This window comes from Streptomyces sp. NPDC046977 (genome assembly GCF_040644455.1).
Classification (GTDB): domain Bacteria; phylum Actinomycetota; class Actinomycetes; order Streptomycetales; family Streptomycetaceae; genus Actinacidiphila.
This window is the reverse complement of record NZ_JBEYWO010000010.1, coordinates 193,283-217,602: the sequence shown is the minus strand read 5'-3', so window position 1 is coordinate 217,602 and position 24,320 is coordinate 193,283. Positions and strand designations below refer to the sequence as shown.

Annotated in this window: 19 protein-coding genes, 2 tRNA genes and 1 pseudogene; 17 read left to right on the top strand and 5 right to left on the bottom strand. The window is 72.4% G+C overall.

From position 1 onward, the window contains the following. The first annotated feature begins 105 nt into the window (after positions 1-105). The 6 genes from galE (at position 106) to ABZ883_RS17960 (ending at position 6,223) form a co-directional block, all read left to right on the top strand. Entirely contained in the window at positions 106-1,089 is a 984-nt protein-coding gene (gene galE, locus ABZ883_RS17985; protein ID WP_360906883.1) for a UDP-glucose 4-epimerase GalE, read from the top strand. Between the two features lie 194 nt (positions 1,090-1,283). Continuing rightward, entirely contained in the window at positions 1,284-2,387 is a 1,104-nt protein-coding gene (gene proB, locus ABZ883_RS17980; RefSeq protein ID WP_360907004.1) for a glutamate 5-kinase, read from the top strand. 142 nt (positions 2,388-2,529) lie between these two features. Then, positions 2,530-3,015 carry a hypothetical protein gene (locus ABZ883_RS17975; RefSeq protein WP_360906881.1) on the top strand — a complete coding sequence of 162 codons (486 nt, stop codon included), beginning with the start codon at positions 2,530-2,532 and terminating at the stop codon, positions 3,013-3,015. Between the two features lie 87 nt (positions 3,016-3,102). After that, positions 3,103-4,434 carry a glutamate-5-semialdehyde dehydrogenase gene (locus ABZ883_RS17970; protein ID WP_360906879.1) on the top strand — a complete coding sequence of 444 codons (1,332 nt, stop codon included), beginning with the start codon at positions 3,103-3,105 and terminating at the stop codon, positions 4,432-4,434. A 95-nt stretch (positions 4,435-4,529) separates the two neighbouring features. After that, on the top strand, positions 4,530-5,018 hold the full coding sequence (locus ABZ883_RS17965; protein ID WP_360906877.1) for a hypothetical protein: 489 nt from the start codon (positions 4,530-4,532) through the stop codon (positions 5,016-5,018). A gap of 143 nt (positions 5,019-5,161) precedes the next feature. Beyond that, a complete protein-coding gene (locus ABZ883_RS17960; RefSeq protein ID WP_360906876.1) occupies positions 5,162-6,223 on the top strand; it encodes a hypothetical protein in 1,062 nt (353 codons plus the stop codon). On the opposite strand, the gene ABZ883_RS17955 is transcribed toward ABZ883_RS17960, so the two are convergent. Continuing rightward, a complete protein-coding gene (locus ABZ883_RS17955; protein ID WP_360906874.1) occupies positions 6,147-7,268 on the bottom strand; it encodes a M48 family metallopeptidase in 1,122 nt (373 codons plus the stop codon). The two genes, ABZ883_RS17960 and ABZ883_RS17955, sit on opposite strands and share 77 nt — an antisense overlap. Before the next feature lie 143 nt (positions 7,269-7,411). On the opposite strand from ABZ883_RS17955, the gene ABZ883_RS17950 reads away from it, so the two are divergent. The 6 genes from ABZ883_RS17950 to ABZ883_RS17925 all read left to right on the top strand — a co-directional run bounded on the left by ABZ883_RS17950 (position 7,412) and on the right by ABZ883_RS17925 (position 11,344). Then, positions 7,412-7,570, top strand: coding sequence for a hypothetical protein (locus tag ABZ883_RS17950; protein ID WP_018556595.1), 159 nt, complete (start codon positions 7,412-7,414; stop codon positions 7,568-7,570). 35 nt (positions 7,571-7,605) lie between these two features. Next, on the top strand, positions 7,606-8,187 hold the full coding sequence (gene nadD, locus ABZ883_RS17945) for a nicotinate-nucleotide adenylyltransferase (protein WP_360906872.1): 582 nt from the start codon (positions 7,606-7,608) through the stop codon (positions 8,185-8,187). A gap of 37 nt (positions 8,188-8,224) precedes the next feature. After that, positions 8,225-9,994: an LCP family protein gene (locus tag ABZ883_RS17940; protein ID WP_360906870.1), complete on the top strand. Its 1,770-nt coding sequence runs from the start codon at positions 8,225-8,227 to the stop codon at positions 9,992-9,994. A 94-nt stretch (positions 9,995-10,088) separates the two neighbouring features. Beyond that, entirely contained in the window at positions 10,089-10,526 is a 438-nt protein-coding gene (gene rsfS, locus ABZ883_RS17935) for a ribosome silencing factor (protein ID WP_360906868.1), read from the top strand. Then, positions 10,523-11,176 carry a histidine phosphatase family protein gene (locus ABZ883_RS17930; protein WP_360907002.1) on the top strand — a complete coding sequence of 218 codons (654 nt, stop codon included), beginning with the start codon at positions 10,523-10,525 and terminating at the stop codon, positions 11,174-11,176. The genes rsfS and ABZ883_RS17930 overlap by 4 nt, the downstream gene beginning before the upstream one ends. A 95-nt stretch (positions 11,177-11,271) precedes the next feature. Further along, positions 11,272-11,344 (top strand) — tRNA-Ala (locus tag ABZ883_RS17925). Positions 11,345-11,379: 35 nt separating this feature from the next. On the opposite strand, the gene ABZ883_RS17920 is transcribed toward ABZ883_RS17925, so the two are convergent. Then, positions 11,380-12,303: a helix-turn-helix transcriptional regulator gene (locus ABZ883_RS17920; RefSeq protein WP_360906866.1), complete on the bottom strand. Its 924-nt coding sequence runs from the start codon at positions 12,301-12,303 to the stop codon at positions 11,380-11,382. A gap of 93 nt (positions 12,304-12,396) precedes the next feature. On the opposite strand from ABZ883_RS17920, the gene ABZ883_RS17915 reads away from it, so the two are divergent. Then, positions 12,397-13,839 carry an MFS transporter gene (locus tag ABZ883_RS17915; protein ID WP_360906864.1) on the top strand — a complete coding sequence of 481 codons (1,443 nt, stop codon included), beginning with the start codon at positions 12,397-12,399 and terminating at the stop codon, positions 13,837-13,839. On the opposite strand, the gene ABZ883_RS17910 is transcribed toward ABZ883_RS17915, so the two are convergent. Continuing rightward, the gene (locus tag ABZ883_RS17910) at positions 13,814-15,094 is read right to left on the bottom strand and encodes a glycosyltransferase 87 family protein (RefSeq protein WP_360906862.1); all 1,281 of its coding nucleotides are present in this window, start codon (positions 15,092-15,094) and stop codon (positions 13,814-13,816) included. The two genes, ABZ883_RS17915 and ABZ883_RS17910, sit on opposite strands and share 26 nt — an antisense overlap. Positions 15,095-15,219: 125 nt before the next feature. Here ABZ883_RS17910 and ABZ883_RS17905 point away from each other — a divergent pair. Continuing rightward, positions 15,220-15,292, top strand: a tRNA-Ala gene (locus ABZ883_RS17905). Positions 15,293-15,393: 101 nt separating this feature from the next. On the opposite strand, the gene ABZ883_RS17900 is transcribed toward ABZ883_RS17905, so the two are convergent. Both ABZ883_RS17900 and ABZ883_RS17895 read right to left on the bottom strand, forming a co-directional pair. Then, on the bottom strand, positions 15,394-16,977 hold the full coding sequence (locus ABZ883_RS17900) for an NADH-ubiquinone oxidoreductase-F iron-sulfur binding region domain-containing protein (RefSeq protein ID WP_360906860.1): 1,584 nt from the start codon (positions 16,975-16,977) through the stop codon (positions 15,394-15,396). Further along, positions 16,974-18,116, bottom strand: coding sequence for a cytochrome b/b6 domain-containing protein (locus tag ABZ883_RS17895; protein ID WP_360906857.1), 1,143 nt, complete (start codon positions 18,114-18,116; stop codon positions 16,974-16,976). The genes ABZ883_RS17900 and ABZ883_RS17895 overlap by 4 nt, the downstream gene beginning before the upstream one ends. Positions 18,117-18,486: 370 nt before the next feature. On the opposite strand from ABZ883_RS17895, the gene ABZ883_RS17890 reads away from it, so the two are divergent. From ABZ883_RS17890 to ABZ883_RS17880, 3 genes and pseudogenes are all read left to right on the top strand, one after another. Next, positions 18,487-20,460 carry a S53 family peptidase gene (locus tag ABZ883_RS17890; RefSeq protein WP_360906855.1) on the top strand — a complete coding sequence of 658 codons (1,974 nt, stop codon included), beginning with the start codon at positions 18,487-18,489 and terminating at the stop codon, positions 20,458-20,460. 259 nt (positions 20,461-20,719) lie between these two features. Then, positions 20,720-23,575, top strand: a complete 2,856-nt coding sequence (gene leuS / locus ABZ883_RS17885) for a leucine--tRNA ligase (RefSeq protein WP_360906853.1) — start codon at positions 20,720-20,722, stop codon at positions 23,573-23,575. 190 nt (positions 23,576-23,765) lie between these two features. After that, a pseudogene (locus ABZ883_RS17880) lies at positions 23,766-24,302 on the top strand (hypothetical protein); the annotation flags it as partial. Positions 24,303-24,320: the final 18 nt, after the last annotated feature.

Genomic DNA, 24,320 nt, shown 5'->3' with positions numbered 1-24,320 from the left:
TTTCCGTGGCGGACGGGGAGGAACCAAGGCCCTGCTCCACGAGAACCGGACGCCTAAGGTTCACCTGAAGTTTATCGTACGGTCCACACCCCTTAGACTGGCGCGATGACCTGGATGGTAAGCGGTGGAGCCGGATATATCGGCTCACATGTAGTCAGGGCGATGGTCGCGGCAGGAGAGCGCGTCGTGGTCGTCGACGACCTGAGCACCGGTGACCCGCAGCGGCTGCCCGACGGCGTGCACCTGGAGAAGGGCTCCGTGCTCGACGCGGACCTGCTGGACCGGGTGCTGCGCGAGCACTCCGTCGACGGCATCGTGCACATCGCCGGGAAGAAGCAGGTCGCCGAGTCGGTCGAACGCCCGCTGTACTACTACCGGGAGAACGTCCAGGGGCTGCAGACGCTGCTGGAGGCCGCGGTGCGCGCGGGGGTGCGCAGCTTCCTGTTCTCCTCGTCGGCGGCCGTCTACGGGATGCCCGACGTGGACCTCGTGACGGAGGAGACCCCGTGCGCGCCGATGAGCCCGTACGGCGAGACCAAGCTCGCGGGCGAGTGGATGGTGTGCGCCGCGGGCGCCGCGAACGGCATCGCCACCGCCTGCCTGCGCTACTTCAACGTGGCGGGCGCCGCCACGCCGGAACTCGGCGACGCCGGGATCTTCAACCTCGTGCCGATGGTCTTCGAGCGGCTCTCCCAGGACAAGGCCCCGCTGATCTTCGGTGACGACTACGCGACCGCCGACGGGACGTGCGTCCGCGACTTCATCCACGTCGAGGACATCGCCTCCGCCCATGTGGCGGCCGCCCGCCGGCTCGCGGCGGACCCCTCCGCCGCCCTGGTGCTGAACATCGGCCGCGGCGAGGGCGTTTCGGTCGCCGAGATGGTCGGCATCATCGGCTCCGTCACCGGGCGGGCCGACGTGGCCCCGCAGACCGCCCCGCGCCGGCCGGGCGACCCCGCGCGGGTCGTGGCCGCCGCGACGCGGATCCAGCAGGAACTGGGCTGGACGGCCCGCCACGACGTGCGCGAGATGGTGACGTCCGCCTGGGCGGGATGGTGCCTGCGCCACCCGGAGCCGGCCCGGGACTGATCCCCGGCGGGGACGGGCGAGGCCCCCGGCGCGGCGACCGAGCCGCACCGGGGGCCTCGCCCGTCCCCGAGGCCGGTGCGTGCGCGTCCCCGCCCCGTCCGGTGGGTGAAAGGCAGGGGCGCCCGGTCCCGGCTCTGCCGTAGATTGCGAAGCCGGGAGAGGAAGGGACGCACGTGGCAGGCGCAAGGCAGGACGTGGTGGACGCCCGCAGGGTCGTGGTCAAGATCGGTTCGTCGTCGCTGACGACGGCCGCCGGGGGTCTGGACGCGGACCGCGTCGACGCCCTGGTGGACGTGGTCGCCAAGGCGCGCGGCACCGAGCGGGAGATCGTGCTGGTCTCCTCCGGCGCCATCGCCGCCGGGCTGGCGCCCCTGGGCCTGGACCGGCGCCCCCGGGACCTCGCCCGGCAGCAGGCCGCCGCCAGCGTCGGACAGGGCCTGCTGGTCGCCCGGTACACCGCCTCCTTCGCCCGGTACGGCGTCCGCGTCGGGCAGGTGCTGCTCACCTCCGACGACATGAGCCGCCGGGCCCACTACCGCAACGCGTACCGGACCCTGGACAAGCTGCTCGCCATGGGCGCCGTCCCCGTCGTCAACGAGAACGACACGGTGGCCACGGACGAGATCCGCTTCGGCGACAACGACCGCCTGGCGGCCCTCGTCGCCCATCTCGTCCGGGCCGACCTGCTGGTGCTGCTCTCCGACGTCGACGGCCTGTACGACGGCGACCCGAGCACCCCCGGCACCTCCCGCATCGCCGAGGTACGCGGCCCGCAGGACCTCGACGGGGTCTCCATCGGCAGCGCCGGCAAGGCCGGCGTCGGCACCGGTGGCATGGTGACCAAGGTCGAGGCCGCGCGGATCGCCGCCGGGGCCGGGATGCCCGTGGTGCTGACGTCCGCCTCGCAGGCCGCGGACGCGCTCGCCGGACGGCCGACCGGCACCCTCTTCCACCCCACCGGCAAGCGGTCCGCGGACCGCCTGCTGTGGCTGGCCCACGCCTCCGCCCCGCTGGGTGCGCTCATCCTCGACGACGGGGCCGTCCAGGCCGTCGTCAAGCGCCGGACCTCGCTGCTGCCGGCCGGTATCGCGGGCATCGAGGGCGACTTCTCGGCCGGCGACCCGGTCGAGCTGCGCGACACCACGGGACACGCCGTGGCGCGCGGACTGGTCAACTTCGACGCCCGCGAACTGCCCCGGCTGCTCGGCCGCTCCACCCGCGAACTGGCCCGCGAACTCGGTCCCGCGTACGAGCGGGAAGTCGTGCACCGGGACGACCTCGTACTCCTGAACCCGTAGCCCGCCCCCTTCGTGGTTACTTCGTGAAAACGGCCCCGCGGCCGCCCGCCGACTGCTCAACTTTGATGGCGGGGAAGGAATTCGACGGGGACGACGACAACGGCAACGACAGGGACGACAGGTGACGACAGGGAGGCCGCCGGTGAGACGAGTGCGCCCAGGGGCCTCGTCGTCCCGCGGGACGGCGGAGCGGACACTGGTGAGCGTGGCGGCCGACGAGAGCGCAGCGAGGACCCACGCGGCCCCGCAGCAGACCCCGTCGACCTCGAAGCCGCAGGAGCGCCCCGTGTCCCGGCTCTGGCACGTCACACTCAGCGTCTCCGGCCCCGAGGCCCCGCTGGCGGAGGTGCGGCGCGCCCTGGAGCAGCTGGCGCACGACCACCCCTTCCTGCTCACCAGCCGGTACGCGGCCGACCACGCCGAGATCCGGTACTGGGAGGAGGCGCGCGACCTGCACGACGCCGCCGCCATCGCCCTGCGGCTGTGGGGCGAGCACCGCGCCTCCGCGAAGCTGCCGCCCTGGGAGACGGTCGGCCTGGAGGTCATCGACCGCGACACGTACCACCAGCGCATCGCCGAGGGCTACGGGCCGCCGCCCGCCGCCCCCGTCGGAGTGCACCCGTACTGAGCGGTACTGAGCCGTACGGAACCGTCCGGGTCTCACCGGCTGGAAAGACACCCCCCAGGGCGGTGCCCACGCCGTACGCTGACGGCTATGAGCAGCCGCAGCCACAGCCACAGCAACGACGACCTCGCCGCCTCCCTGCCCTCGCCGTGGCCGGCGTCGCCGGTCCTGCAGGCCGCCTACCGGGCCCGGTCCGCCGCCGCCGACATCGCGCCGCTGCCGCGCGCGGCCAAGGACGACGCGCTGCTGGCGATCGCCGACGCCCTCCTGGTGCGCACCAAGGAGATCGTCGAGGCCAACGCGCTCGACGTGGAGCGGGCCCGCGCCGCCGGCACCGCCGAGGGCATCGTCGACCGGCTCACCCTGAGCCCCGAGCGCGTCCGCGCCATCTCCTCCGACGTGCGGGACGTCGCCGGGCTGCCCGACCCGGTGGGCGAGGTCGTCCGCGGTTCGACCCTGGCCAACGGGCTCGACCTGCGGCAGGTCCGGGTGCCGCTGGGCGTGGTCGGCATCATCTACGAGGCTCGTCCCAACGTCACCGTGGACGCCGCCGCCCTGTGCCTGAAATCCGGCAACGCGGTGCTGCTGCGCGGCTCGTCCTCGGCCTACCACTCCAACACCGCCCTGGTCACCGTCCTGCGCGACGCGATCGGCGGCGCCGGGCTGCCGGCCGACGCGATCCAGCTGGTGCCGGGCGAGAGCCGGGAGTCGGTGCGCGAGCTGATGCGCGCCCGCGGCCAGGTCGACGTGCTCATCCCGCGCGGCGGCGCCTCCCTGATCCGCTCGGTGGTCGAGGAGTCCACCGTCCCGGTCATCGAGACCGGCACGGGCAACTGCCACGTGTACGTGGACGCGCAGGCCGACCTCGACATGGCGGTGCGCATCCTGGTCAACTCCAAGGCGCAGCGTCCCAGCGTCTGCAACTCCGCGGAGACCCTGCTGGTGCACCAGGACATCGCGGGCGAGTTCCTGCCGCGCGCCCTGGACGCGCTGGCCGCGGCGGGCGTCACCGTGCACGCCGACGAGCGCGTCCGCGACATCGCGGAGAAGTCCGGCACGAAGGCGACCGTCGTCCCGGCCACCGTGGAGGACTGGGAGACCGAGTACCTGAGCCACGACATCGCCGCGGCCGTCGTGGACTCCCTGGACGCCGCGGTGGCGCACATCCGGCTGTGGTCCTCGGGGCACACCGAGGCGATCGTCACCGCTTCGCAGCCCGCCGCCCGCAGGTTCACCCAGTTGGTGGATTCCGCCGCGGTCGCCGTGAACGCCTCCACGCGCTTCACCGACGGGGGGCAGTTCGGCTTCGGCGCGGAGATCGGCATCTCCACGCAGAAGCTGCACGCCCGCGGCCCGATGGGCCTGCCGGAGCTGACCTCGACCAAGTACGTCATCACCGGCGACGGCCAGACCCGCGGCTGAGGGCCGGCGGGCGGGACACGGGCACTTCACGGCGTTCGGGGCGCACTTTCCCCGGCGGCCTGCCCAATCCGCGTCATCGGCCCTATTCTGGACGGGTGCCGGACGACCTGGGGGGCAAGCCGTTCCCGGACGGCGAGGACCACGGTGGCGCGGATGACGAATTCGCGTCCGTGGTGTTCGACGAGGCCTTCATACGTGCGGCAGCCTTCCACGAGCCCAGCGCCCACGAGCGCATGCTGGCCGCCGCCACGGCCCAGGCGGAGGCCGAGGCCTCCCGTGCCCGCCTTCTCGGTGTCCAGGACGGCTCCGCCCCGTACGACGAGCACGCGGACCGCACCGCGGAGGACGACGAGTACGACGAGCTCTACGCCCAGCGCCGCCCGTACCGCGGGCACGGCCGCTGGCACCGCATGGTGGCCTGGCTGCTGGCGGTCGTCATGGGCATCGGGGTCGTCGCACTGACGTTCGCCGCGGTCTACCGGGGAGCCGGCGGGGGCAGCCGCCAGCCGGCCGTCCCGCCCTCCCCGACGGGCCGGATCGGCGCGCCCTCGATGCCCCCCGTGGTGGTCAGCCCAACGCCCTGAGCGTCGAGAGAAGTTGTCGCGTACCAGGACGTTTTAAAGAGCCCGGACAGACCTACGCTTGTTGTATGACCGGGCCTGGTGACCCACCTGAGGGGATTCCCGAGGGCTCCCCGGGAAGCGGCGACGACGAGTACCGATCCGTCGTGTTCGACGAATCGTTCGTACGTGCTGCCCGGATCCAGGAGTACTCGGCCCGCGAGCGCCTGGACGGTTCGACCCGCGCGGTCCGCACCCGGCGCTTCTGGGCCCGGGGCGGCGCGACGCGCCAGGCGCTCGTCCTGGTGGCCCTGATCGCCGTCGCCTTCGGCACCGCCGTCTACCTCGGCATCCGCAATCCCTACGAGCAGGGGCCCGAGCCCGTCGCGGAGCCGCTGCGGATCACCCTGGTCCCGCTCGCCCCGGCCGGCGTGGTGCCACCCACGGACCGCACGCGCCCCTTCGACGGCCATGCGGCGGCCGGCTACCAGATCGGCAGCAAGGGATTCACCCTTCCGGCCCCCTTCGGCACCCCGCACTTCGGCGAGAGCCAGGTCACGCAGGCGCTGACGCTGGCCAAGGACTACCTCTGGGCCTCGGCCGTCGATCCCACCGCCTTGACCGGCGGCAACGTGAGCAAGGTCCGGGACCTGCTGGACCCCGGGCAGCGCGTGCAGTTCGACCGCAGCCTGTCCGCACCGGCCGACGACGGGCGGCACGCCGCCACGGGCTGGCTGGTGCGCCTGGACCCCGCCAGGATCGCCCTCGCCTCCGACCAGGTGCGGGTCGACGGGACGATGGCCGTCATGGAGACCGCCGACGACGCCCTGGAGGTCCTCACGGACCACACCATGGTCTACGCCGTGCGGGCGGCGGCCTCCGCAAGCGGCGAGCCGTCGCTGTTCACCGTGCGGCGCGCGCTGCGCCTGCGGTTCGACCGCCAGGACCTGCGCGACATGCACGTGCAAGTGCTCCAGGCCGACGTCGAGGCCGGGCCGCTGTCCTGCGGGTCGGAGCCCGCCAAGCGGTTCGAGCCGCTGCTGGCGGGGGAGAAGGCCTCCGCCCAGGCCGGCGTCGACCCGTACGACCACCGCCACCAGATCACCTCGGTGTGCGGCGTGCTGGCCCCCGGGTCGCTCGCCGGCCCCGGTGTCACTCCGCGGACGGGTCCGGCGGCGCGTCCTTCGGGGAGCTCTGCGGCCCCTGGGAGCCCTGCGCCGTCCCGGTGAACCGGTCCCGCAGCTTGCCGCCGATGTCGCCGGCGCCCGAACCGATGTCGTTCAGCAGCTTCATCAGCGGGTCCTTGCTGGTCTTCACCGTGTCGGCGTAGTGGTTCGCCGACTCCTTGAGCGAGTCGTACACCGAGGTGTCCTTGTCCTCGCTGCGCCGGGGGTAGTGGCCGTCCATGAGGCGCTGGTAGTCGCGGGTCGCGGCCCACTTCTTCAGCTCCGCTGCACGCACCGTGGTGAAGGGGTGGCTGCGCGGCAGCACGTTCAGGATCTTCAGCACGGAGTCGCGCAGGTCGCCGGAGCCCTCGTACTCCTCGGCCTGCTTCAAGAACGCGTCCACGTTCATCTCGTGCAGATGGTTGCCGCCGGCGATCTTCATCAGACCGCGCATCGACGCCTGGAGGTCCTGGCCGACCAGCAGGCCGGCGCGGTCCGCGGACAGCTCCGACTTGCGGAACCACTCGCGCAGGGCCGTGATGATCGCCATGATCGCGACATTGCCGAGCGGGATCCAGGCGATCCGCAGGGCCAGGCTGGTGAGGAAGAGCAGGATCGTGCGGTACACGGAGTGACCGGACAGCGCGTGGCCCACCTCGTGGCCCACGACGGCCCGCATCTCCTCCTCGTCCAGCAGTTCCACCAGGCCGGTGGTGACGACGATGATCGGCGCGTCGAGCCCGATGCACATCGCGTTCGGCTGGGGGTCCTGCGTGACGTACATGGCCGGGACGGTCTCCAGGTCCAGGATGGAGCAGGCGTCCCGCAGCATGTCGTTGAGGTGGGTGAACTGCTCGTCGCCGACCCGGACCGAGTCCGACAGGAACAGCAGCCGCAGCGAGCGCTCCGGGAGCAGCCCGCTGAGCGCCTTGAAGACGGTGTCGAAGCCGCTGAGCTTGCGCAGCGCCACCAGGGCCGAGCGGTCGGCCGGGTGCTCGTACGCCCGGGAGGAGATCCCCGGGAACCGCCGGCGGTTCCGCCCCGGCAGACGGTCGCCGTCGCCCTCCGTGCCGCCCCGCACGCCGTTCGGATCATTCGGACCGGACATGTCTCCCCGTTCCCCTGGTCGGCTGGCCATACACAGGAAGGACGCGCGGAGCCACCGCGAAGTTCCGTCCGCACCGCCCGTACCATGTCCCCCAAGTCCCCACGTCCGCCAAGAGTACGCACCGTCACCAAGGGAAACCGCGAATGACCTCTTACGCGACCGCAGCCGTCCTGACCACGCTCGCCGAGGGCGAGGGCGGCGGCAACCACGAGAGCCTGAGCCCCTACCTCACCGGTGGCGGCGCCCTGTTCGCGCTGCTGCTCCTGCTCTTCATCACCACCCGCTTCAACCGCGACCGCTGAGGCCGCAGAGGCGGATGCGGGTAGGGTCTGTCCGCATGAAGAAGCGAATCGGTGTGATGGGTGGGACGTTCGATCCCATCCACCACGGTCACCTCGTCGCGGCCAGCGAGGTGGCGCACCTCTTCGAGCTGGACGAGGTCGTCTTCGTGCCGACCGGTCAGCCCTGGCAGAAGAGCGACCAGAAGGTGTCGGCCGCCGAGGACCGCTACATCATGACGGTGATCGCCACCGCGTCGAACCCGCAGTTCTCGGTCAGCCGCAGCGACATCGAGCGCGGCGGCCGCACGTACACCATCGACACGCTTCGCGACCTGCGGTCCGACCATGCCGAGGCGGAGCTCTTCTTCATCACGGGTGCCGACGCGCTGGCGCAGATCTTCTCCTGGCGCGAGGCCGAGGAACTCTTCTCCCTGGCGCACTTCATCGGCGTCACCAGGCCCGGGCACGTGCTGTCCGACCCGGGCTTCCCCGCGGGGGGTGTCTCCCTGGTGGAGGTGCCCGCCCTCGCGATCTCCTCCACCGACTGCAGGCACCGGGTCGCCAAGGGGGAGCCCGTCTGGTACTTGGTGCCCGACGGTGTGGTGCGCTACATCGACAAACGCAGGCTCTACCGGTAATCGATCAGCGGCTCAGCGGCAACTGGAGGGGTCCCCAGTGAACGACTACCCCCGATGGCACTACGCCGAGGGAACACCCGAGCAGGAGGGACCGGACCCCTACCCCCAGGACCCTTACGCACAGCAGCAGGGTGACTACGGATACCAGCAGCAGGGCCAGGGCTACGACCCGTACGCCCAGGGGGCGGGCCGGCAGCCGCAACAGCCGCAGCAGTACCAGGACCAGGGCTACGGCCAGCAGCAGGACTACGGCTACGACCCGCAGCAGGCGCAGGCGCAGCAGACCCAGCAGTACCAGGGCTGGATCCCGCAGCAGCCGCAGTACCAGGAGCCGTACTACGAGCCGCAGCAGCAGCCCCAGCCCCAGCCCCAGCCCGAGCAGCCGCAGTACCAGCAGCAGCACACGCACCCGCAGCCTCTCTACCGCGACCCCGAGCGGCCCTCCCGGCCCGCGCCGGGCTCCGTCCAGGCTCCGGTGCAGGCTCCCGCGCAGCCCGGTCCTCCCGGTCCCACCGGGCCCGCGGCTCCCTCGGGCAACGGGGACTACGCCACCGGGCAGTTCTCCTTCGTCGACGAGGAGACCGAGGAGTCCGAAGAGGTCATCGACTGGCTGAAGTTCACCGAGTCCCGCACCGAGCGGCGCGAGGAGGCCAGGCGCCGCGGCCGCAACCGCGTCGTCGCCCTCGTCGTCGTGGTCGCGCTGGCCGCGGTCGGCGGCGTCGGCTACCTGTGGAAGGCCGGCAAGATCCCCGGACTGGGCGGTGACACGGCCGCAACGCAGCAGGCCGCCGGCGGCCAGAAGCGCGACGTGCTCGTGCTGCACCTGCGCCCGGTGGACGGCAACGAGACCTCCACCGCCCTGCTGGTCAGCAACTCGACCACGAAGAAGGGCACCACGGTGCTGCTGCCCAACTCGCTCGCCGTGAGCAGCGACGACGGGGGCAGCACCACGCTCGGCAAGTCGGTGGTCGACGGCGGTTCCGCCCCCACCCGCGAGGCCCTGGAGACCCTGCTCGGCACGAAGATCAGCGGCACCTGGCGGCTGGACACCCCGTACCTGGACAACCTTGTCGAATCCCTCGGCGGGATCATCGTCGACACCGACGCCACGGTGAAGGCCGACAAGAAGAAGGGCGGCAAGGTCCTCGTCAAGCCCGGCAAGCAGCAGGAGCTGGGCGGCCAGGCCGCCGTCGCGTACGCCGTCTACCGCGCGCCCGGCGAGGCGCAGGACAAGCAGCTGGCCCGGTTCGGCCAGGTGGTCCAGGGCGTGCTGAAGAAGATGTACAGCGACCCGGACCTGGCCACCAAGACCATCGAGGGGCTCAACCAGGTCATCGAGCCCCCGCTGACCGCCAAGGACCTCGGCACCAGCCTCGCGGCGCTGTCCGAGGAGGCCAAGACCGGCGCGTACCGGACCGACACCCTCCCGGTGCAGGCCGACGGCACCGTCAGCGAGAAGGACACCGACGGCGTCGTCAAGGATGTGCTCGGCGGCACGGTGACCAACACCTCGTCCGACGGCATCCCGCGGGTCGGCCTGAAGAACGGCTCGGGCGAGTCCGCCAACGCCGGCGAGGCCCAGGTGCAGATCGTCGGCGGCGGGTACACCTATGTGTCCGGCACCTCCACCGCCACCCAGGCGGCGTCCCAGGTGCTCTACGGCGCCGCGGAGCAGAAGGCGAACGCGCAGGAAGTGGCGAAGACCCTGGGGCTGCCGGCCAAGGCCGTCGCCAAGGGCACCGTCCCGCCGAACGCGGACATCCTGGTGGTGCTCGGCCAGGACTACACCCCGCCGCCCAAGCAGTGAGCCGCCCGGTCCCCGGCCGGATAACCGGTCGGGGACTGTCCGCGGTCCGTGAGACCCTTGGGGGTACGACGTCCCCGACCGGAAAGCCGCACCTGTGACCGCCACGGACCGCTCCATCGAGCTCATCCAGACCGCCGCCCAGGCGGCAGCCGACAAGCTCGCGCACGACATCATCGCCTACGACGTCAGCGACGTCCTCGCCATCACCGACGCGTTCCTGCTCGCCTCCGCGCCGAACGACCGCCAGGTGAAGGCCATCGTCGACGAGGTCGAGGAGCGGCTCGCCAAGGAGCTGGGCGCCAAGCCGGTGCGCCGCGAGGGTGAGCGCGAGGGCCGGTGGGTGCTGCTCGACTACGTGGACATCGTGGTGCACGTCCAGCACTCCGAGGAGCGTGTCTTCTACGCCCTGGAGCGGTTGTGGAAGGACTGCCCCGAGCTGGAGCTGCCCAAGGACGCCGTGGCGACCCGCGGCAAGGCCGAGGAGCACGCCCGCGCCATGTCGGTGGCGGACGAGGACGGGGAGCCGAGCTGAACGGGCACAGCCGCGGGCGCGGCCGGCGCATCGTCTTCTGGCGGCACGGCCAGACCGCCTGGAACCTGGAGGGCCGCTTCCAGGGCACCACGGACATTCCGCTGACCGCCACCGGCGTCGGGCAGGCCAGGCGCGCCGCCCGCCTGCTGGCCGCGCTCGAACCGGACCGGATCATCGCCTCGGACCTCCGGCGCGCCGCCGACACGGCCGCCGAGCTGGCGGCCGTGACGGGCCTGGACGTCACCTACGACCAGGGCCTGCGGGAGACCTACGCGGGCGTCTGGCAGGGCCTGACCCACGAGGAGATCACCGCACGCCACCCCGAGGAGTACGCGGCGTGGAAGCGCGGGGAGCCCGTGCGGCGCGGCGGCGGCGAACTGGAGACCGAGGTCGCCGACCGGGCCGCTCCCGTGGTGCTCGCGGCCGCCGACAAGCTGCCCGACGGCGGCATCCTCGTGGTGGTCAGCCACGGCGGCGCGATCCGCACGACGATAGGCCGGCTGCTCGGCCTCGACCCGCGCAGCTGGGAGGCGCTCGGCGGCCTGTCCAACACGTGCTGGTCGGTGCTGGGCGAGGGGGCCTGGGGCTGGCGTCTGCTGGAGCACAACGCGGGCACCCTGCCCGAGCCGGTGCTCGGCGACGACGACTGAACCGCCGCGGCGGGGCCACCGGGGCCGATTTCGGAAATCCGGCCCTGACCGGCTAAGCTTCTTCTCGTTCGCCAGGCGGAAAGCCTGAGGACAGCGGGGCTATAGCTCAGTTGGTAGAGCGCTTGCATGGCATGCAAGAGGTCCGGGGTTCGAATCCCCGTAGCTCCACAGCGACACAGCGGTCATGGAATCCCGTCCTCCCGTCAGGGAAGGCGGGATTTCTCGCGTTCCAGGACGAGCTCGGACAGCGGGCGCGCGTGCAGGGGGCAGCCGATCAGCGGGTCGGGCAGCTCCCGCAGCCGCGCCATCCGCACCCGGCTCTCCTCGTCGGCCGGGGTGTAGGCCACGAGCCGGTGCTCCGGCGCGGAGTCCACCGAGAGCGAGGTCGAGGCGAGCCGGACGACGCCCACCGACGCGTGCTGGATCACCTTGACCCGCGGCCCCGGCGGCGCCACGTCCCCGCTCGCCCACATCCGTGCGAACTCCGCGCTCGAGTCGGTCATCCGCCGGATGAACGTCTCCCAGACCGGCTCGCCCACATGCCGTCCGTAACCGCCGCGCAACTGCGCGACCATGCGCGGCAGTTCGGCGCCCCGGTCGAGGAAGGCCGAGCAGCACGCCGGGCCGGTGAAGAGCCGCCGCAGTACATTGCGGTCGGCGGGGGAGTCCAGCCGCACCGACGGAAAGACGTACCGGTAGGCGGCGTTGCAGGCCAGCACGTCGTAGCGGGTGTTGTAGACGACCGCGGCGAGCGGGTCCAGCGCGTCGATGATGCCCTGCACCTCCTCGCCCACCGACTCCTCCTCGGCGGCCTGCTCCCGGACGAAGGGCACTCCCGCCAGCCGGTACAGGTGCTCCCGCTCGGTGACGTCCAGCCGCAGCGTGCGCGCCACCGCGTCCAGGACCTGCACGCTCGCGTTGATCGGGCGGCCCTGCTCCAGCCACGTGTACCAGGTCACCCCGACCCCGGCGAGCTGCGCGACCTCCTCGCGCCGCAGCCCCGGTGTACGGCGGCGCAGGCCCGGCGGCATGCCCACGTCCTGCGGTGTGATCCGGGCGCGGCGGCTGCGCAGGAAGGCGGCGAGTTCGTTGCGGCGCGGAGCGGACACGGCGGACATGTGCCCCATCGTCCACCGGGTCGGGACGCGGTGCCAGGTGCTGTCGGTACCAGCATCCAGGGGCTCTCGGCACCGGTACGCGGGCGCCCGCAGGCTCGTGCCATGGCGAATCCCACAGTCTCGGCCCCACCGGTGCCCCGCGCCGGGTCAGGCGGCCGCGCCCCGTCCGGGCGGCTGCTCGGCACCGTGCTCACCGGCCAGTTCATGGCCCTGCTCGACGTTTTCATCGTCAACGTGGCCGCGCCCACGATCCGCACCGACCTGCACGCCTCGGGTGCCGCGCTCCAGCTCGTCGTGGCGGGCTACACCGTCTCCTACGCCGTCCTGCTCATCACCGGCGCCCGCATCGGCGACCTGTGGGGCCACCGCAGGACCTTCGTCGCCGGGCTCGGCCTCTTCACCGCGGCCTCCCTGGCCTGCGGACTCGCGCAGTCCGCCGGGGAGTTGACCGGCTTCCGGCTGGTCCAGGGGGCCGGGTCGGCCCTGATGATCCCCCAGGTGCTCAGCCTCATCCAGCGCAACTTCACCGGCGAGCGGCGGGTGCGGGCCCTCGGTGTCTACTCCGCGGTCCTGGCCACCGGCGCGGCGGCGGGGCAGTCCCTCGGTGGCGTCCTCGTCAGTGCCGATCTGTTCGGCACGGGCTGGCGCCCGGTGTTCCTGGTCAACGTGCCCATCGGGATCTGCCTGCTCGTTCTCGCGCCCCGGGTCATTCCGCGCGACCCCGGCGGGGCCGAGGAGCGCCGTCGCGGCCTGGACCTGCCCGGCCTGGTGACCCTGGGCGCCGCCGTGACCCTCTTCACCGTCCCGCTCGTCCTCGGCCAGGAGGAGGGCTGGCCGTTGTGGGGCTGGATCTGCCTCGGCCTCAGCGTCGTGCTGCTCACCGTCTTCGCCGTCCTGGAGGCCCGCCTGACCCGCCGCGGCGGGGCGCCGCTGGTCTCCGCGCGGGTCCTGCGCGCACCCGGCATGCCCCGCTCCGTGGCCGTGATCGCCGTCGCGATGGCGCTGAACGCCGGCTTCCTGTTCTCCATCGCGCTGCACCTGCAGAGCGGTCTCGGCCTCAGCGCCCTGCGCACCGGGCTGACCTTCACCGCCGCGGCCGTCGCCTTCGGCGGCGTCGGTCTCAACTGGCGGCGCCTCCCGGCGCGCATCCACGGTCTGCTCGCCCCGCTCGGACTGCTGGTGGCGGCCGTCTCGTTCGCGGCCATGGGACTGCTGCTGCGCGACGGGGAACAGCACCAGCTGCCCTTCCTCGCCGTTCAGTTCGGGATCGGCCTGGGCCTCGGCGCGTCCTTCAGCCCCACGCTGACGCTTGCCCTCGGCAGGGTCGCGCCGCAGGACGCCGCGGACGCCAGCGGGCTGCTGGCCACCGTCACGCAGCTCGGCCAGCTGATCGGCGTCGCCACCCTGGGCACGCTCTTCCTCAACCGCCTGGCCTCCTCCGGCTCTTCCGCGCACGCCATCGCCCTCACCTCCTGGGCGCTCGCCCTCACGGCCGTCCTCGGTGTCCTGGCGGGGCTGCTCAGGGGGCGTGCGGGGCGGGTGTGAGGGACGGTGTGCCGCTCGCGCCGCGGGACCGGGCCCGCTGCCGCCGTACGGCCACCGCCGCGACGCACAGGAAGGCGGCGCCCACCGCCGGGTAGACCGCCGACAGGGCCATCTGCCCGGCGGACTGGTGGAGTTCGGGCCGGGCGACGCCGTCGCCGTGCGGGATGAGCCACAGCCCGTACGAGCAGAAGACGAGCCCCGCCGCGACGGCCGCGGTCCGGGAGACCCGGCTCAGCAGCACGACGAGCGGCACCGCCCACACCCAGTGGTGGGACCAGGAGACGGGACTGACCAGGAGCGCGGTGACCGCGCAGGAGACGACCGCCCAGGCCCGGGCGCCCGAGACGAGCGCGGCCACGGCGACCGCGAGCCCGGCGCACGCCACGAGTCCGGCGGTCACGAGCCACCACGTCCCCGGGTCGCCGGTGTGCAGGGCCCGCGCGAGCATCCCCCGCAGGGACTGGTTGGCGGTGTCCTCGCCGTGCCCGGCCCGGTCCGCGGAGAAGATCACGCCGGTCCAGAAGCGCCGGGAGTCGTGCGGCAGGACCACCGCGGACAGGCCGGCCGTCGCGGCGAGGACGCCCGCGGCGACGCAGGCGTGCCGCAGATGCTCGTTCCACCGCTCCCGGCGCCGCCAGGCCAGCACGAGCCCGCCGGCGGCGAGCAGAACCACGAAGAGCGCGGGGGTGAGCTTGATGCCCGCGGCAATGCCGATCCCGACGCCCGCCGCCCGCGAACCCTTCCGCAGGGTCAGGTCCCACAGCACCAGCACGGCCAGCAGCAGGTTGATCTGCCCGTACCGCAGCGTCGTCCACACCGGTTCCGACCAGACCGCGACCGCCGCCACGGCGAGGGCCGCCGCGGCCGGGGGCAGCCGGCGCGGCAGGCCGGCCAGCCGCAGCGACAGCGAGCCGAGCGCCACGAGCAGCCCGAGGTTGAGCGCGGTGACCGCGATCCGTGTCGCCCCGGCCGGCAGGACGGTGAGGGCGGTGAAGAGGAGGGCGGCGAAGGGCGGGTAGGTGTTCGGCAGCTGTGCGTGGGTGACACGCATCGCGTACAGGTCGCCGCCCTGCCGCACCGTCCATCCCTCGGCCCGGTAGACCGTGAGGTCGATCATGGAGACATGGGCGGCGCGCTGCGCCAGGCAGAACGCCGCGAAGGAGACCAGGCACACCGCGGCCGCCACGACCGTGGGGCGGCGGAGGCGGCGGTCACGTTCCGCCGTGGCGTCGGCGAGGCGCTGCGTGGCGGTCACGGGGGCCGTCTCCAGTCCTGGGGGTCGGGGGTCAGCCGACAGTACCGGAATGGATTTGGCGAACCGCCCCCACGGCCGTGTAATGTATGCCGAGTCGCCGGGGGGACCCGGAGGAACGGCAACGCGGGGCTATAGCTCAGTTGGTAGAGCGCTTGCATGGCATGCAAGAGGTCCGGGGTTCGAATCCCCGTAGCTCCACTTCACGTGAAGGGCCCGGTACCTCAGGTACCGGGCCCTTTCGCGTGACCGGACCGACCCGACCCGGCCCGGCGGCCGCCACCGCCGGGCCGGGCGGACGCTCAGCGGCGTCCGCCCTCCTCCATCCGCAGCGCCAGCGCGGGGCAGCGGGCCACGGCGCGCTGGGCGGCGGCGTCCAGGTGCGGCGGAACGGGGGTCCCGGCGATGTCGGGGTAGCCGTCGCGGTCCAGCCGGACGATCTCCGGCAGGACGCCGGCGCACAGCCCGTGCCCCTTGCACAGCGTCCAGTCGACCACCAAGCGCTTGTTGCTGGCGGCCGCGGGCGCGCCGCCGCCGGCGGGGCCGCCGAGCAGCGGCGACGGCTCGGACTTCAGCAGGGGGAGCACACCGACCGTGGGGCGGCCGCAGCCGCCGCCGAGCACATGGGCCGCGAGGTCGTCGGTGAACGCGTTGATGGTGGACATCACAAAGCGCATGGAGCCGTCGGGGTGCTTGCAGACCCCGCGTCCCTTGACCGCCACCGCGGTCTGCCGCAGCTGCTCCAGCGCGGCCTGTCCGCCGCCGTTGAGCACGTCCTGCAGCAGCCCGGCCATCCGCGGCAGGCCGAGGCGGCACGGACCGCACTGGCCCGCGGTCTCGGCGGCCAGCCACTGCGCGACCCGCAGCGACTCGCCGAGCGGGCACAGGCCCGGGTCCAGCGGCAGCAGCGCGCCCGCGCCGAGCGTCGCTTTGTGGGCCTCCAGGGACTCGCGGGCGATCGTCACCATCGAGGCGATGTTGGGGTCGATCCAGTTGCCGTGGTAGCCGCCCACGAGTACGCCCTGACCGGGATTGCCGCCGCACATCTGCAGGATGTACGACATGGGCACACCGGTCGGGGTCTCCACGACCGTCTGCCGCGGCACCGAGCCCGACACGGTGAGCATGGCGGTGCCGGGCTCCCCGGGCGCTCCCGCGGAGCCGAAGCGGATGGCCCCCATGCGGGCGCCGACGGCGAGTTGGGTGAAGGTCTCGGTGTTGGAGAAGAGCGTCGGCATCCCGCCGATGCCCGACTCGCTCGCGCTGACCTTCTTGCCGGGCGGCAGCGGCAGTCCGCCGTTGGCGGCCGAGATGATGCCCGAGGACTCGCCGGACACGAAGCGCTCCGGCATGCGCACGATGCGGGCGCGCAACTGGCGGCCCCGCTTGGTGCCGAGGCCGCGTTCGGCCAGGGCGTCGCGCACGGACTGCTCGTTGCTGTCGCGGGTGACGCTGATCACCAGTTCGCGCGCGCCCAGGATCTCGGCGCACATCAGGGCGCCGTCCAGCATCAGATGGGGTGCCCGGCGCAGGATCACCGCGTCCTTGCGGCAGGCGGGCTCGCCCTCGCAGCCGTTGACCACGACCGCGGTGGGGCTGCCGCGACGACGCGCGGCCTCTCCCACGGCCTTGAGCTTCTTGTAGAACGGGAAACCGGCGCCGCCGCGGCCGCGCAGGCCCATCAGCTCGGAGAGGTCCAGGAGTTCGCCCTCGGTGAGGGTGGGCATGGAACCGTGCACATTAAGGTGGGTGACCCGGTCCAGCCGTTCCACCTCGTCGAACCCCGCGGTTATTCGGGGCAGCCCGACGGTACGCACGTCGGGCAGCACATCACCCGCCCCCTGACGAAGGGCGGGTGAGCGGTCCGGCATGGCGGGCAGGTTCATCGCTGTCCTTCATAAGGTCCGGGCGTCGACTGCTGCCAGGAGATCGGCTGGAGCCGTTCGGCTCCCAGCGGATCGGTCTCCTGGACGCCGCCGGGCACTTCGGTCCCCCAAGGAGGGGTGCCGTCCCAGGCGCCGGGCTGGGGCTGTTGCGGATACGGCTGCTGGAACTGCTGGGGCTGCTGAGAATACGGCGCCTGCGGGTCCGCGGGAACCTGCGGCAGCTGTGCGGTGGCCGCCGCGGGGTCCATGCCGAGGAGGCTGCCGGGGGCCGGGGGAGGCGTGGGCGCGTACTGGCCGGTGGTCGGGAAGCCGGGCAGCGGCGGCAGCGGGTCGGTGTACGCGCTGGCCAGGGCCGGGCCGCCCTCCTCGCGGACGGCGCGTCGGCGGCTGCCGGAACCGCCGCCGCGCGCGAGGTTGCGGAAGGAGGCGGAGCGTTCGCGGGTCTCGGGGAAGACGGACTCGCCGCGCAGCTTGCGCAGCCGGACCACCAGGCCGATGGCGACGCCGACCAGGCAGACCATGTAGGCGATGATCACCCACGGCTTGGCGGCCCGGCCGGACTCCAGTCCGTGGATGAGGGCGGCGCACCACGAGGCGTACGCCATGCCGTGCAGGATGCGCCAGCGCACAGGGTGGCGTTTGGCGGCGAAGATGCTGCGCATCGCGCCCGTGGCGGCGGCCAGGATCATCAGGTAGGCGGCCAGCACGCCCAGCGATATGAGGCCGTCGCGGCCGGTGACCCCGAGGGGGAGGAAGGCGCCGGCGGTGGTGACGCGGACCTCGACGACCTTCGTCGTCACATGCAGGATCAGGAAGCCGATGGCGGCAACGCCCAGGCCGCGGTGGATGCCCTGGGTGACCAGCCGCTCGCGCGGGCCGAGGAAGACGGTGTCGGTGGACACCAGGCCCCAGATGACGGTGCAGCTGAGCGAGACGAGGGTGAGGACACCGGCGCCGAAGTCCAGGAAGGCACGCAGGGCCGGGCCGGCGGTGAAGGCCAGGACGAGCAGAGCGGCTGCTGTTCCGGCGGTCGCCCAGACACGCGGCGACCGTGCGGTGCGGAGAGCCCCGGACAGTGTGGCGCTCGCCGGGAGCGGGGGGTTCCGGCGACTGTCGGAGGACTGACGGTTGGTGCGCATGCGCAGACGCTAACCCGTACGGGTACCCACTTCGATCGTCTTTCGACAACCCCGGATGCGGATCATTACGAACTGCTAACGTCGGTTTGTTCGGGCGCCGTTCGGTGAAGATGGCGTGCCGTCCGGCATCCGGTTCTTCGCCATTTCTCCCCATTTGGCGCCGGCCGTGTTCTGTCTCCGGATCAATATGTCCGCATTCCGGATCGCGATGCCTCCCCAATTGCCCTTTCGTGAAGCTTCCTTGGGTCCTTCTTGGTGAACACATGTCCCTGACATGAGCGGTTCACCGCAAGAGTGGCCTGGCGGTTCACGTGCGTGGCCGGTCCTGGCACGCCGACGTACGTCAGAACTTCACACAGCAGGGGGTTACATGAGCTCCACCCGCTCCAGAAAGCGGGCCGGCCTGGCCCTGGTGGCGGCGCTGCCGCTGGTCGCCGGTGCGCTGGCGATGGGCATACCCACGGCCCAGGCCGACGCCTCGCACGGGCGCCACACCCTCGCAGGCAGCAAGCCGGCCTGGGCGACTGCCACGTCCGACAAGGGCGCCACCTCCGACGCGAACAAGGTCACCCTCCGGGTGTACCTGGCCGGCCGTGACGCCCAGGGCCTCGCCGCCTACGCCCAGGCGGTCTCCGACCCGGCGTCCGCCTCGTACGGCTCGTTCCTCTCCGCCGCGCAGGCCAAGTCCCGCTTCGGCGCGACCCAGCAGCAGGTCGCCGACACCACCGCGTGGCTGGAGTCCTCCGGCCTGCAGGTCACCGGCGCCAACGACCACTACCTGACGGTCACCGGCGACGTCTCCGCCGCCGAGAAGGCCTTCGGCACCCAGCTGCACAACTTCGCCAAGGGCTCGAAGACCTACCGTGCCCCGGTCGGCACCGCCTCCGTCCCCGCCTCCCTGAGCGGCACGGTCCTCACGGTCACCGGCCTGGACAACTCCCCGCGGCGCGCCCAGCACCAGGACACGCTCCCGCCGCCCGGAGCCGTCTTCAAGAACTCCGGCCCCTTCTCCACGTACTTCGGGTCGAACACCGACAAGAAGCTGCCGGTCGCCTACGGCACGCACGCCCCGTACGCCGTCAAGGGCTACACGGGCCGGCAGCTGCGCTCCGCGTACGGAGCGGGCTCGTACACCGGCAAGGGCGTCACCGTCGCCATCACCGACGCGTTCGCCTCGCCGACGATCGCCGCCGACGCCAAGAAGTACGCGGCGCGCAACGGCGACGCGGACTACAAGCGCGGCCAGTTCACCCAGGTACTGCCGGCCGACTACCGCTTCACCGGCGCGGACGAGTGCGACGCGTCCGGCTGGTACGGCGAGGAGACCCTGGACGTCGAGGCGGTGCACGCCCTCGCCCCGGCGGCCGACATCACCTACGTCGGCGCCTCCTCCTGCACGGACGACGACCTGCTCGACGCGCTCAACAAGATCGTCGACCACCGGCTCGCCGACATCGTCTCCAACTCCTGGGGCGACCTGGAGAGCAACGAGACCCCCGACATCGCCGCGGCGTACGACCAGATCTTCCAGCTGGGCGCGGTCGAGGGCATCGGCTTCTACTTCTCCTCCGGCGACGCCGGCGACAACGTCGCGAACCCCAACGGAAACGGCACCAAGCAGGTCGACACCCCGTCGAACTCCCCCTGGGTCACCTCCGTCGGCGGCACCGCGCTCGCCGTCGGCAAGGGCGACACGTACCAGTGGGAGACCGGCTGGGGCACGCTGAAGGCCTCCCTCTCCGCGGACGGCTCCGCCTGGACGGCCTTCCCCGGCGCCTACACCTCCGGCGCGGGCGGCGGCACCAGCAAGCTGTACGCGCAGCCCTTCTACCAGCGCGGCGTCGTTCCCAACGCGCTCGCCCTGGCCAACGGCGGCACGGTCAAGCAGCGCGTCGAGCCGGACATCTCGGCCGTCGCCGACCCGAACACCGGATTCCTGGTCGGCCAGACCCAGGCGTTCCCCGACGGGTCCTTCCAGTACAGCGAGTACCGGATCGGCGGCACCTCGCTCGCCGCCCCGGTGATCGCGGGCGTCCAGGCGCTGGCGCAGCAGGCGCGGCACGGTGTGCCGATCGGCTTCGCCAACCCGCTGATCTACGACCGCTACGGCACCGGGGCGTACCACGACGTCACCGACCACCCGCTGGGCCGCGGCCAGGACCTCGCGGTGGTCCGCGTGGACTTCGCCAACGGCTTCGACGCCTCGGACGGTCTGCTCACCTCGCTCCGCAGCCTCGGCAAGGACAGCTCGCTGTCCGCGGTCACCGGCTACGACGACGTGACCGGCGTCGGCACCCCCGCGCGCGGCTACGTCGACTCGTACAAGCCGGGCCACCGCCGCTGAGCACGGCAGGAAACGGCACGTAAGGGCCCGCACCGGGGGGAACCTCGGTGCGGGCCTTTGCGGCTCTGCGGTAACCTGACCCCATGCGTGCCGTACGCCTTCTGCTTAGCAAGCCGCACTGACCAGGATCGATGTCAGTGCGGCGCCCCTCCTGTGCGAGGGGCTTTTTCGTTTCCGCAGTGCCGCGGTTCCCGCAGGCAGATCCCCGTACGGCGGCCGGGCCGCAGGCCGTCATGACAGCGATGGAGTACGAAGGACGATGAGCGAGACCACCCCCGCCGCAGAGGCGGCCGCGCCCCACCGCTACACGGCCGTGCTGGCCGCCGACATCGAGGGCCGCTGGCAGGACTTCTGGGACGAGCACCAGACCTTCGCCGCCCCGAACCCCTCCGGTGACCTGGCCGGGGACGGCGAGCTGGCAAGGCCCAAGAAGTTCATCATGGACATGTTCCCGTACCCCTCGGGCGCGGGACTGCACGTCGGCCACCCCCTGGGCTACATCGCCACCGACGTCTTCGCCCGCTTCCAGCGGATGACCGGCCACAACGTGCTGCACACCCTGGGCTTCGACGCCTTCGGCCTGCCCGCGGAGCAGCACGCCGTGCAGACCGGCGAGCACCCCCGGGTCACCACCGAGGCGGCCATGAACAACATGAAGTCCCAGCTGCGCCGGCTGGGCCTGGGCCACGACAAGCGCCGGTCGTTCGCCACGATCGACCCGGACTACTACAAGTGGACCCAGTGGATCTTCCTGCAGATCTTCAACTCCTGGTACGACCCCCAGGCCGACCGCGCCCGCCCCATCGACGAGCTGGTCGAGCAGTTCGAGAAGGGCGAGCGCGCCACACCCGACGGCCGCGCCTGGGCGGAGCTGACGCCCGCCGAGCGCGACACCGTCCTGGGTGAGTACCGCCTGGCCTACGCCTCGGAGTCCCCGGTCAACTGGTGCCCCGGCCTGGGCACCGTGCTGGCCAACGAGGAGGTCACCGCCGACGGCCGCTCCGAGCGCGGGAACTTCCCCGTCTTCAAGGCCAAGCTGCGCCAGTGGATGATGCGCATCACCTCCTACGCGGACCGCCTGCTGTCCGACCTGGACGCGCTGGACTGGCCCGAGGCGATCAAGCTGCAGCAGCGCAACTGGATCGGCCGCTCCGAGGGCGCCAAGGTCGACTTCGCGGTCGACGGCCACGCCGGCACCCCGGTCACCGTCTTCACCACCCGGCCGGACACCCTGTTCGGCGCCACCTACATGGTGCTGGCCCCCGAGCACCCGCTGGTCGACACCGTGGTGCCGGCCGCCTGGCCGGAGGGCACCAAAGACGCCTGGACCGGCGGCGCGGCCACCCCGGCCGAGGCCGTCGCCGAGTACCGCAGGCAGGCCCAGGCCAAGTCGGACGTCGAGCGGCAGACCGAGGGCAAGAACAAGACCGGCGTCTTCAGCGGCGCCTACGCCGTCAACCCGCTGACCGGCGCCCGCATCCCCGTCTTCGTCGCCGACTACGTCCTGATGGGCTACGGCACCGGCGCGATCATGGCCGTCCCCGGCCAGGACGAGCGCGACTGGGAGTTCGCCACCGTCTTCGACCTGCCGATCGTCCGCACCGTGCGGCCGCCCGAGGGCTGGGAGGGCGAGGCGTACACCGGCCAGGGCCCGGCGATCAACTCCGCCAACGACGAGATCGACCTGAACGGCCTGGAGGTCGCCGACGCCAAGCGCAAGGTCATCGCGTACCTGGAGCAGCGCGGCATCGGCGAGGGCACCATCAACTACCGCCTGCGCGACTGGCTGTTCAGCCGCCAGCGGTACTGGGGCGAGCCCTTCCCGATCGTCTACGACGAGGACGGCGTCGCCCACGCCCTGCCCGAGTCGATGCTGCCGCTGGAGCTGCCGGAGGTCGAGGACTACTCGCCGCGCACCTTCGAGCCGGACGACGCGGACACCGAGCCCGAGACCCCGCTGTCCCGCAACGCGGAGTGGGTCCACGTCGACCTGGACCTGGGCGACGGCCGCGGCGTGCGCCCGTACCGCCGCGAGACCAACACCATGCCCAACTGGGCCGGTTCCTGCTGGTACGAGCTGCGCTACCTGGATCCGCACAACGACCGCGCGCTGGTCGACCCCGAGATCGAGCAGTACTGGATGGGCCCGCGCGAGGGGCAGCCGCACGGCGGCGTCGACCTGTACGTCGGCGGCGCCGAGCACGCGGTGCTGCACCTGCTGTACGCGCGCTTCTGGTCCAAGGTGCTGTTCGACCTGGGCCACGTGTCGTCCGTGGAGCCGTTCCACAAGCTGTTCAACCAGGGCATGATCCAGGCCTACGTCTACCGCGACAGCCGGGGCTTCCCCGTTCCGGCGGCCGAGGTCGAGGAGCGTGACGGCGGCTACTGGTACGGCGGCGAGCAGGTCAAGCGCGAGCTGGGCAAGATGGGCAAGTCCCTGAAGAACGCCGTCACCCCGGACGAGATCGCCGCCGAGTACGGCGCCGACACCCTGCGCCTGTACGAGATGGCGATGGGCCCGCTGGACGTCTCCCGCCCCTGGGACACCCGCGCCGTCGTCGGCCAGTACCGGCTGCTGCAGCGCCTGTGGCGCAACGTCGTCGACGAGGCGACCGGCGAGGTGACGGTCACGGACGCCGAGCCCGACGAGGACACCCTGCGCGCCCTGCACAAGGCGATCGACGGCGTCCGGCAGGACCTGGAAGGCCTGCGCTTCAACACCGCGATCGCCAAGATCACGGAGCTGAACAACCACCTGACCAAGGCGGGCGGCGCCCTGCCGCGCTCCGTGGCCGAGCCCCTGGTGCTGCTGATCGCCCCGCTGGCCCCGCACATCGCGGAGGAGCTGTGGCGGCGGCTGGGACACCAGGGGTCCCTGGCGCACGAGGACCTGCCGGTGGCCGACCCCGCGTACGTGGTGGACGAGACCGTCACCTGCGTCGTCCAGATCAAGGGCAAGATCAAGGCCCGCCTGGAGGTCCCGCCGGCGATCTCCGACGCCGACCTGGAGGCCCAGGCCCTGGCCGACCCCGCGGTCGTCGCGGCGCTGGACGGCGCGGCCGTGCGCAAGGTGATCGTCCGGGCGCCGAAGCTGGTCAACATCGTCACGGGCTGAGGCGGCGGGCCGGATCGGCGGTTCGCTCGCGGGGTCGCCGGCCCCGCGGCTGCCGCGCTGCGGATCTCAGGGGCGGATGAGGGTTTCCCCGGAACCCTCGTCCGCCCCCGGCCGTTTACGGTGGGCATACAGCCGATCGAGCAGATCGAGCAGATCGAGCCGATCGGGCCGACCGGGCAAAGGAGCCGCCGTGGATGTCGCCGTCGCCCTGATCATGCTGCTCTTCGCCTCCTTTGTCGTGCTCGGCCTCGTGGCCACGGTCAGGACCGCCCGGGCGGTCCGGCGCGGCGTGGAGCGTACGAGCATCGAGGCCCGGCGCGTCGTGGAGGACACCGGTCTCAAGGCCCGGCGCTACACCCAGCCCGGCCCCGCGGGAAAGCTCGCCGAACTGCGGCTGGCGCTGCGCACCTCGGTCACCAGCACCGAGACGGCCCTGGAGGCCCGCGCCGCCGACGACACCGGGCTCAGCGAGGCCGTCGCGCTCTTCCGGCGGCTGCGCGGACACGCCACGGAACTCGACGCCGAACTCAAGCTCCTGGAACGCGAGCCCGACCGCGCCCGCATCGCCGCGCGCCTGGGCGACCTGGAGGAGCGCACCCGCCGCATCACCCACTCCGCCGACTCGCTGCGCTGGGCGGCCCAGGACCGGGCCCGGCGCTTCGCCGACGACGACCTCGCTGCGCTGGGCCGCGACATCGACCTGGAGGCGGGCGCTCTGCGGCACTGGGCGCCCGCGAGCCTGCCC